The organism is Microseira wollei NIES-4236, from assembly GCF_020521235.1.
GTDB lineage: Bacteria > Cyanobacteriota > Cyanobacteriia > Cyanobacteriales > Aerosakkonemataceae > Microseira > Microseira wollei.
The window spans coordinates 1-10,509 of sequence record NZ_BLAY01000251.1 but is presented as its reverse complement, the minus strand read 5'-3'; the positions used below and the strand labels follow the sequence as shown (position 1 = coordinate 10,509).

General features: G+C 47.6%; 4 protein-coding genes and 1 pseudogene. All 5 read left to right on the top strand.

Features of this window, described 5'->3' with window-relative positions:
- A pseudogene (locus tag MiSe_RS44285) lies at window positions 1-299 on the top strand (reverse transcriptase domain-containing protein); the annotation flags it as partial.
- 611 nt (window positions 300-910) lie between these two features.
- Window positions 911-1,600, top strand: coding sequence for an IS66 family transposase (locus tag MiSe_RS44280; protein WP_226592906.1), 690 nt, complete (start codon window positions 911-913; stop codon window positions 1,598-1,600).
- Window positions 1,601-2,921: 1,321 nt separating this feature from the next.
- Window positions 2,922-6,086 (top strand): peptidase domain-containing ABC transporter, encoded by a 3,165-nt coding sequence (locus tag MiSe_RS44275; protein ID WP_226592904.1) that lies wholly within the window; start codon window positions 2,922-2,924, stop codon window positions 6,084-6,086.
- A 411-nt stretch (window positions 6,087-6,497) separates the two neighbouring features.
- Window positions 6,498-8,435: a beta-barrel domain-containing protein gene (locus MiSe_RS44270; RefSeq protein WP_226592902.1), complete on the top strand. Its 1,938-nt coding sequence runs from the start codon at window positions 6,498-6,500 to the stop codon at window positions 8,433-8,435.
- Window positions 8,436-8,509: 74 nt separating this feature from the next.
- On the top strand, window positions 8,510-8,968 hold the full coding sequence (locus tag MiSe_RS44265; protein ID WP_226592900.1) for a HetP family heterocyst commitment protein: 459 nt from the start codon (window positions 8,510-8,512) through the stop codon (window positions 8,966-8,968).
- The last annotated feature ends 1,541 nt before the right edge of the window (window positions 8,969-10,509 follow it).

Genomic DNA, 10,509 nt, shown 5'->3' with positions numbered 1-10,509 from the left:
AACTAGCACTCGAACCGGAATGGGAAGCGCGTTTCGAGGTTAATTCTTACGGATTTAGACCCGGACGCTCATGTCATGATGCCATCGAAGCAATATACAACGCAATTAGGCAAAAAGCCAAATATGTGTTAGATGCCGATATTGCAAAATGTTTCGATAAAATCAACCATGAAGCACTTTTGGCGAAAATAAACACATTTCCCAAACTCCAAAAACAAATTAAATCCTGGTTAAAGGCAGGTGTAATGGATGGGAAAAACCTATTTCCAACTTCAGAGGGTACGCCACAGGGCGGGGTGAGTGCGCTACGAAGCGTACAGTGGTAATGCTCAAGGAGAGCGAAAACTACCAAAAGATAGTACCTCCCCCAAGGTACTAAGGCTGACCCAGCAGGCAAGGGACAATGAGCGAGAACTTGTCTCTTGCCTGGGAAACAAGGAACAAAATACTGGCACTCTGTTACAGTATGAGGTTTCGAGCCTGAGTCTAGCTAAGACTACGAAAGGAATCCTTGTCAGAAGCACCTTCACCTTGGACATCCTGCTAAACGACAGAGATGGCGTGAGACAACAGGTAAATCAGTATTTCACTCTACTGATGAAAAGGTCTATCGACCCGGACTGAACCGCCCTGGTTATAGGGGTATAAATCATCGGCTGTTGTCGCGGATACTAGGTCTTTCTCCTACAGCTGTAAAGAGGAAGTCTAAGGCTAGACGTAACCACGTACCACTGTATGAACGTAGGAAACACGATAATTGGTCTTTCCCAGACTGGGTTAGCTGCGACTGAAGTAATTATCGTGTGACAGAGCCGTCATAGTAGTCAGAGTCAGAGAAAAACTGATACGAGGCGAAGGACGGCAGTCATTGCTAGAGATGAGTTAAGCGAAGTAGAGAGGACTACAACCTATGTCCGATATCATCAAAACCCAACATAGTCTCGCCATCAAGGCCAAGCATAACCTGGACCATCAGTTCGACCATCTTTATCGACTCATCTGTCGGGAAGAATCGATTAGAACCGCCATAAAAGCCGTTCTCTCCCATCAAGGAGCAAGAACGGCAGGGATAGACGGAATGACGAAGAAAACCCTCGCAACCGAAACAGCCCAAGCTGAATTGGTGAGAGAGCTACAGGCAAAATTAAAATCAAAACAATTCCGACCCGTGCCAGTTCGTCGTGTGTACATCCCCAAAGCTAACGGTAAGCAAAGACCGCTCGGTATCCCCACACTCAAAGATAGGCAATTGTGTTGGGCGCATCTGAAAAGAGAATTTATTAAAATCTCAGAACGTCCAGGGGTATGCAAAGAATTAGGAACCCGATTAGTTCAACAACAAGAGAAGTTATTCGAGTTATGGCAGAGGGTAAGCGACGGCACTCTTGCTCGTGGTGATTTTATAGAATTAGTCAAAGATATTCGTCGCCAGATCGTATCACTGTTACAACAAGCCGCCGATTACGAGATTACATCCAAAGAAAAAACCCCTTTGGCGAAAACAGTTCGCACTTGTCGTCAACTACTTAAGGTTGAGGGTGCGATGTGGTTATTTGTGACAACTCCAGGTGTTGAGCCAACCAACAATGCCGCCCTTTGAGCTATTCGTCCGGCTGTAATATGGCGGCGTACCAGTTTTGGTTCCCAAACTAAAGCAGGGATTACTTTTGTGGCACGAATGCTAACTGTAGTGACTACGCTTAAATCACAACAACGCAATATCTTGGAGTTTATCACAACTGCTGTTGCCAATGCCCGTGAAGGTAAATCTGCTCCTTCAAAGCTTCCAGAAACCGTCTGTTGTAAAGATGACGCTTGAATTTTTATTGTATCTTTATATAGTTAACTCAAGTTGCTAGTTACATCCAAGACCGCTGGTAATAGGTAATCGGTAATTGGTAATTGTCAAGAGTAGACTGAGGCATGAATCCCATTACCAATTACCAATGTCACAACTTATAACTAGAAACTTACCTTAGTAGACAATTCTTAAGACTTTCCTTGACATAACTTGACTTTTCGCCCGGGCATAGCGCCTTTTCACCATTCGCCCCTACCTCCTGAATCATATTGAAATTCCGATGCCACCAAACATGATATGACATGGGAAAAGTACGAAAAGTACGAAAAGTACGAAAAGTACGAAAAGTACGAAAAGTACGAAAAGTACGAAAAGTAGGGGAAGATTTCTTAAGTCATACTTTAGGGGGATGGCAAATTAGATACATTATCCTCTTGCAATTGGTTAATTTAATATTTCAAAACAATATTGTTAGGGTTGATTTCGATGCTGTTGGTCAATTCAGCCAGGGGCTTGACCCTCCTCAAACGCCGCTTCTGCTTAAGTGCAACCCCCTTTCCAGCTGGGGAAGCCCTGTTAGAGGTTAGATTTTGCGAATTCACTGACGGGAAATTTCTAGCAGGACAACCAGGTAAGCTTCAAATACTTGCAGCGCGGGCTTTTTGAAAATACTTAAAAAATGCTTAAATTGAATTAATAACTTGTAATATAAAGCTTTGATGAATCTTCTATAAAGATTCAGTAAAAAAAATTTTTTAACCTTGTGTTAATGGTTCCCCCAACCCTTAAATAGAATCAAACCCCGCTCTGTGGATTCACTGACATGGCTAAAACTGTGCTAGATCTTTTCTAGTAAAATGAAATAGCTAATCGTTCAAACGACAAAGATTTAACTTTTGTAAAAGATGAACTTCAACATTTCCCGTTCACGGCAACCAGAAACCAACTTCAGTTTTGCTTTGTTGCTTTCCAGAAGAAAGTAAAATAACTTAAGAATTTGATACCGACTTAACAGCACGGCAATCGCCACAAGTCGGTTAGCATTTTTGCTCTCCTTGGTTTGCTGTGAACGTTTTAACCCCAAGTACTTTACCCCTTACAGGTAGAGAGGCCGATAATAATGAATCAGACTGCCAGCTATCGGGAAAAATTTCCCAGTCGAGATAACCAAGAAGAATCCAACCTTTTGCTTGCAGTACAAAAGCTGTTCAATGCAGCTCGAGTAGATGCATCCCTCGCCTCAGAATTCGAGCAATCGTTAAAAGTTTCTAATCTTGAGCTTGGTGATGAGGCATTTAATTGTATATTGCCAGATTCTTCCCAAAATATTGTTCGCCAAGAACATAATGGCGATAATTTTTACATTGTTTGTCAGGGGCGGGTGCGACTGCTGGGTGTTGATGCTTTTGGGCAGCAGCAAGTTTCGGCGGTGGTACTAGAGGAAGGGGAGACTTTTGGTGCAGACGCACTATTGTGCCCTCGCGCTTTGCCTTACCGAGCGATCGCAGCAGGGGCGTTGCAAGTGGCTTGTCTGGAGGCGGCGCAACTCGCTCGCTGGTTAGAAAGGTTACCCGCACTGCGAGAATACCTGGAAGGAGAAACTCAAAAGCGGCAGCGGCAAATATTCTTTAAAACCTCAACCGACCTGCGACGCTTGCCCAGCCACCAACTGCGCGAAATTGTACCTAATATCGCAGAAATACGGATAAGATCGGGGGAATCTCTAGCAAAAGCAACCCCTGCCAGTGGTGGTCGCTACTGGCTTGGGAGTGGGGAGTTGAGTCGGGGAAACAAAGGAGAAGTAGTCAGCGATCTACACCCGAGTTGGGGATATCCGGAGGAAACGCCGCCGGATTGGGTAGCGAAGACAGATTTATTGGTGTATCAGCTGGGATTGGAAGATTGGCAAGCAGCTAGCGCCATCGCGCCGAAGTACTTCAACCCATCGGGGGATGCAGCCGCGAACAACGGACAGAAGTCAGCAAACCCAAGAAAAAAACCAAAGGGACAGCGGACAATTTCCCCGTCAAGCACCCCCTCTCCACAGCCAAAAGACAAAGACCCCAATCCCCCGAAACCACCAGGCAAATCGCCGAATGTCGTTGCGTTTCCCAAACCAGTGCGGCGCCTGCGGTGGCCTTGGCAAGGTTATCCCTTGATTTTGCAGCAAAGTTCTTCCGACTGCGGCGCAGCTTGCCTGTCGATGATCTCTCTGTACTGGGGCAAGCGATTTACCATCAGCTACCTGCGAGAACTTGTTAATGTCGGTCTTGCTGGTGCATCGCTGAAAAACTTAGCCGCTGGGGCAGAAAGCCTGGGATTTATGGCTCGACCAGTGCGAGCTTCTATCGGCAAAATGGCCGAGCAGAAAAACCCCTGGATTGCTCACTGGCAGGGAATTCACTACGTTGTCGTTTACAAGTGTAAGGGCAATCGCATTGTGGTTGCCGACCCCGCCCAAGGCAAGAAATCGATCTCCCGCAAAGAATTTCTGCAAAACTGGAGCGGTTACGCCCTGGTACTCGACCCCACGCCCCGCTTGCGGGACGCCGAATCCCAGAAAATCTCCCTGGGTCGATTCGTCGGTGCCCTCGGGTCTTACAAGTCCCTGATGGCGCAAATCATTCTCACCTCGTTGCTGGTTCAGGTTTTTAGCGTCGTTACCCCCCTGTTTACCCAGATCATTTTCGACCAGGTAGTCGTACACAAAAGCTTACCCACCCTGAATATCTTCATTCTGGGACTGCTTTTGTTTAACTTTTGGAACATGGGGTTGGGCGCTACCCGCCAATACCTGCTGGCCTTTTTTTCTAACCGATTGAATCTCACCCTGATCGGTGGTTTTATCAACCATACCCTGATGTTACCCCTGAAGTTTTTTGAATCGCGCCGCGTGGGGGATATCCTCACCCGCGTTCAAGAAAACAACAAGATCCAGCAGTTTCTCATCGGTCAAGTCGTCTTGGCTTGGTTAGATATGCTCATGGGGCTGATTTATTTGGGTCTGATGCTCTATTACAACTTGCAGCTGACCCTGCTGGTGCTGGCGTTGATTCCTCCGATCGTTATTTTGACCCTGGTGGCTACCCCCATACTGCGACAGGTGTCCCGCGAAATCTTTAACGAATCAGCAGAGCAAAATTCCCTGCTGGTGGAAATGCTCACCGGGGTTTCCACCGTCAAAGCCGTAGCCGCCGAACGCGAAGTCCGCTGGCGTTGGGAAGACCGCTTTACCAACACCCTGAATCTGGGGTTTAAGGGTCAGAATTTGGGGATTGGATTGCAAGTAATCAGTGGGTCGATTAATACCTTAGGCGGCACGGCGTTGCTGTGGTACGGAGCCACGCTGGTAATTCAAGACCAGCTAACCATCGGTCAGTTTATGGCTTTTAACATGATGATTGGTCGCGTCATCAGCCCATTTCTGGCCTTGGTGGGTATGTGGAACCAACTGCAAGAAGTGCTGATTTCGGTGGAACGCCTCAACGATGTGTTTGAGGCAGAACCCGAACAAATTCCTGGAAAACCGATGCTGATCTTGCCCCGCCTGCGGGGAGAAGTGCGGTTCGAAAACGTTTCCTTCCGCTACAGTCCCGACCAAGAGCGCAATACACTTCAGAACATTTCTTTTGAGGCGCACCCCGGACAAACCATCGCTATTGTCGGTCGCAGCGGTTCCGGCAAGAGTACGTTGGTGAAACTGTTGCAGGGTCTTTATTATGCCGACACTGGTCGCGTCCTGATCGACGGACACGATCTGCGCCACGTTTCTCCCCAGTCTTTCCGCTCTCAATTGGGGGTGGTACCTCAGGAGTCGTTCCTATTTTCCGGCACCATCCTGGAAAACATCACCCTCTATCGACCGGATTTCACCCTGGAGCAAGTCACGGAAGTGGGGAAACTGGCAGAAGCACATACGTTTATTCAGGATTTGCCCTTGGGTTACAACACCAAAGTCGGCGAGCGAGGGGCGAGCCTTTCTGGCGGACAGCGCCAGCGGGTGTCGATCGCTCGCGCTCTGTTGGGCGCACCCCCCATTCTGGTGTTGGACGAAGCCACCAGCTCTCTCGATACCGAATCAGAACGGCGATTTCAGAACAATCTGGAGCGTTTGTCCCGCGATCGCACCACCTTTATCATTGCCCACCGTCTCAGTACTGTACGCAATGCCGACTCCATCTTGGTGCTAGACCGAGGCATTCTAGTCGAGCAGGGCAATCACGAACAACTGATGGCGCTGCAAGGTCTATATTTCCACTTGGCCCAGCAGCAGCTCAATCTTTAATCAACCCTGGTCAAGGTTGCTCCTCAACTTCCTGGAGCATACCTTACCAACTCAATTCCCAAGAATAGTTAATCCCGCTCAACTAAATTCCGTATTTTTACGCAAGTTACTTCGGGTCTAACTTCATAAAAATTTTAAAAAAGTGGTTAAAAAGCTAAATCTTGAGCAGTATTATGAAGTTATTGCCAAGATTAACTAGAAATTAACCAAAAACCTGCCAAGTTGGCAAGCGCTACCCGCTCAGTTCGGTAAAAATACGGAAAGAAGTTGGAGGAAAAACAAAATGCAAAAAACTGCATCAGTAAAGTTGCTGAGTTCAACCAGGAAAGTACTGCGAAGTATCCCATCTAAAAGCAACCAAGAGCAGTCATTGCGATCAAAATTAGGCTTTTTTAATTTTGGGGCACTATCATGCAACAACCAATCGAACCGAATTCTGGATCTACACCTGAACGCCCCCTCAATAGGAACAGGCATGAGAATTGGGACGCGACTGCTAAAGAAAATCCCATCGTCAACGAGTCATCTTTCTCCTCTGTTTATGGGGGTACAAATGCTGCAATAGACTACCCCCCCACCACCAACCGGCAAGGCAAAATAGTACCGATAGCCGAAGGCAAAGCAGCAGAAACGATTAACCCATCGATCAACCATGACTGGTCAACCTCGTTACAGAGCTTGCTAGACCAGCCACCCGCAACTTTGCCCTTGCGAATGCTACTGGGCGGCATGGCGTTCTGTGGAGCGTTTGGTGTCTGGGCAAATGTGGGAAAAATTGAAGAAGTAGGTCACGCTCGCGGTCAGCTGGTGCCCCAAGGCGAGCCTTATAAAATCAATCCCGTCGTGCCGGGGAAGATTGCCCGCATAGCAGTCAAGGAAGGCGAGACGGTCAAAGCAGGTCAGGTACTGCTAGAGTTAGACAATCAAATTGCTACCAACGAAATCGAGCGACTGGAGAAAGAGCGGGGTTCCTACCAAACTCAATTCTTCCAAACACAAGCTTTGATCGAACAAACCCGCTTAGAAGCACAAACCAACGCCGCGATCGCACTTGCTAAGGAAAAAGCCCTGGAAGCGATCGTTCAGCAGGCAAATGCCAGGGTTCAGGGGGTGCAAAAAACTATTGCACAAGCTCAGGAAAGGGTTGGCACGACGAAGGAACTGCTGTTGCAAATGCAGGCAGAAGCCGACGCCTACAAAGCTCGACGGGAACGGCTACAACCCCTGGCAGCCAGATCCCAAGAACTGCTCACCCGACTGCAAGCCGATGCCGATGCCTCGAAACGGCGACAAGAACAGCTACAACCGCTGCCCCGCATGACTCAAGAACTGATCGAGAAACTACAGGTCGATGTTGAGGCAGCGAAGGCGCGCATAGAACGGCTAAGACCCCTAGTTGAAGAAGGCGCTTTACCCAGGGAACGGTTAGCCGACTTGGAGCAAGTTTTGCGCGATCGCCAGCGGGCGATTACCGAAGCCAAATTAGCCGAGGAGAGCCGCACTAAGGAACAATTATTCCAAGCCGAGCAAGCTTTGCGCGATCGCCAGCGCGCAATTGTGCAAACCCAACTGCAAGAAGATAGCAACATTAAGGAACAATTGTTTCAAGCCGAGCAAGCTTTGCGCGATCGCACTCGTATGATTACCCAAACTGAAGGCGATCTCAAACAAGCCACCAAGGAATTAGAGCGACTGCAAGCCGAATTAAAACAAGCCCAGGCAGAATTAACCCGCCTCCAAGCCGAGAACAAGCAAAATCAAGCCGAAGCACAGGCGATTCAAGTACAGAATCGGCAAAAAATTCAGCAGTTGGAAGTGCAAAAAACCCAGGTGCAAGCCCAAGCTGACCAAACTGAAAAACTGCTCAAAAGAGCTAAAACCGAGTTAAAACAGCTTGTATTCACCGCCCCTGTCGATAGTGTTGTCCTGTCGCTCAACGTCCGCAACCCCGGAGAAGTGCTTCAACCAGGACAAATAGTTGCCGAACTGGCTCCCCAAGACGCACCCCTGGTTCTGATGGCTAAACTGCCCAACCAAGAAGCAGGCTTCATCAAAACCGGACAAGAGGTGAAGGTCAAATTAGATTCTTATCCGTTTCAAGAATACGGGATTGTGTCGGGCAAGGTGGTCTCCATCTCCCCCGATAGCAAACCCGATCAGCAACTCGGTGCAGTTTACCTGCTGCAAATTGCCCTCGATCGTCATAACGTTACTACTGCGGATGCTCAAAAGATTCCGTTTAAACCGGGCCAAACAGCCACCGCAGATATTATCATCCGCCGTCGTCGCATTGTAGATATCCTGTTAGACCCGATTAAGCAAATGCAAAAAGGCGGCCTCAATTTATAAATTCCCTATGCTGCTAGAGTCAGTAACATCTGGCAAAAGAAAAATTGCAATTAATATCAAGGAGCGCGATTCCCATGACTATTAGTCACCAAATGCCTTCTTACAATACAAAAATTGACAAAGCGATGAGCCAAGAACAATTGAATCAAATTGTGGAAGCGATACTGGCAGGTAAGTATTCTTGGGCTTGCGTTTTAATACTGCGTTTTGCTGGCTACAACCCGCTGCACTATATCCCCTATCGCACCTACAACCGATTGGTTAAAGACAACTGCCAAGTTGCCAGAGCTAGCGCCAATAAAGCTGATAGCATAAACAACAATCAAAAAGTGCCAAGTCTGTCTAAGAATGCCTCTTCACAAGGGTGCTTAAGCCAAATTAATGACCTGGCTTATTTAGAAGTAATTGGCCAGCAACAAGCCCATGTCCGGGGGGGCAATTTCCCTTTCTGGCCGGAATGGACACCAGAAGATACTTCCCCCGAAAACGAGTGGTTACCAATCGCTCAAAACTTTTCTAATGGCAAATGGTGAATTATAACACCTTCGGTTAATAACGCAAGTTGCTAGTTATAACTTGTGACATTGGTAATTGGTAATTGGATTCATGACTCAGTCTACTCTTGACAATTATCCATTACCCTCGTTCCCCAGGCGGTCGCCTGGGAACGCCATTACCAGCGCCAAGAGATCTAACTAACGCAAGTTGCTAGTTATAAACTTTGGCGTTGCTAATTGCTAATTGCTAATTGCTAATATAGGATTTTTACCAATCTCGCCATTAGCCATTAGCCATTAGCCGCTCATCGAGAGATAACTAGCAACTTGAGTTAACTAGCAACTTGAGTTATTAGTAGCGCCGAAGGCAAAGCAACCCGGTTTCTAGCAAAAATCCTGGGTTTGGTGACCAGAGAGCTCCGCAGCAACCGGGTTTCTGACCAAAGAAACCCGGTTTCTAGCAAAAATCCTGGGTTTGGTGACCAGAGAGCCCCGCAGCAACCGGGTTTCTGGCCTCCTTTGAGCGTAATATTATGTCCTTAGGTATCAGTTGTGTATAGTTGATTGTGCGAAAAAGCGTTTTTTCTCCCCTTTGCTCCCCCAGCTCCCCTTTGCTCCCCCAGCTCCCCTTTGCTCCCCCAGCTCCCCTTTGCTCCCCCAGCTCCCCTTTGCTCCCCCATCCCCTTTGCTCCCCCAGCTCCCCTTTGCTCTTTTTTGGGTTCCAGACAGGGGATATGGTGAAAGCAATTCTGCCGAGGGGGAAATTTGCAGGCACTCACGTTGGTAGGTTAGCAGTCAGGGAGAGTGGAGTTTTCGATCTGGGGAGGGGGCTAGGAAAAATTAGCCCCGTGCGTCACAAATACTGCACCACAGTTCACCGCAATGATGGTTATATGTATGGATTTTCCACTTGTGTCCACTAAACTGGCGATTAGAGACGTACCGATCGCCAGCGCCAAGAGCGATGCTTCCCCGACTGCGATCGCCACGCCATGACCCCCTGAACCAGCGGACTAGGCAACCAGCCAGCGTGTCAACCAGAACTTTTTACACACCCTCTCAGAGGGAATTTGCCTGGGCCCTGACTCAAAATCTGCCAATTTGGCAACCTAAAAGTTTTTGACTCCTTATTATATGTATACAAATAATTAAGCGACCAACCAGTCTCTTAACTACTCAAGCTGATTATTTTTGTTCAGACAACCCAACTATCAAATGCCTCAGGCCAACGCCTAGAGGGCGCTTCATTCATTTGCATTTGGTGTAATGAATGAAGTTTTTTATTGGCAAAAAACCAGGCGAATCATGTCATGAGAAATTTCCGAGTCATCAATCAGAATCTGCCAAAATGGCAACAACGCTCTGATTATTCTGGTTAGATTAAATACAGAAAACAAAACGTTGCCACAAGCAACTAACTTACAACCAGGAGCAAAGCAATGATTATTTCTGACCTGAACTATTTGGAAGATGCCACCCAAGAAATCGTTGGTGGTCGTGGCACCAACATGAACAGCAACTACACGGTAACCAAGACCGTTACAGCTAACGTTACCGAAAGCATCGTCAAGACTTTA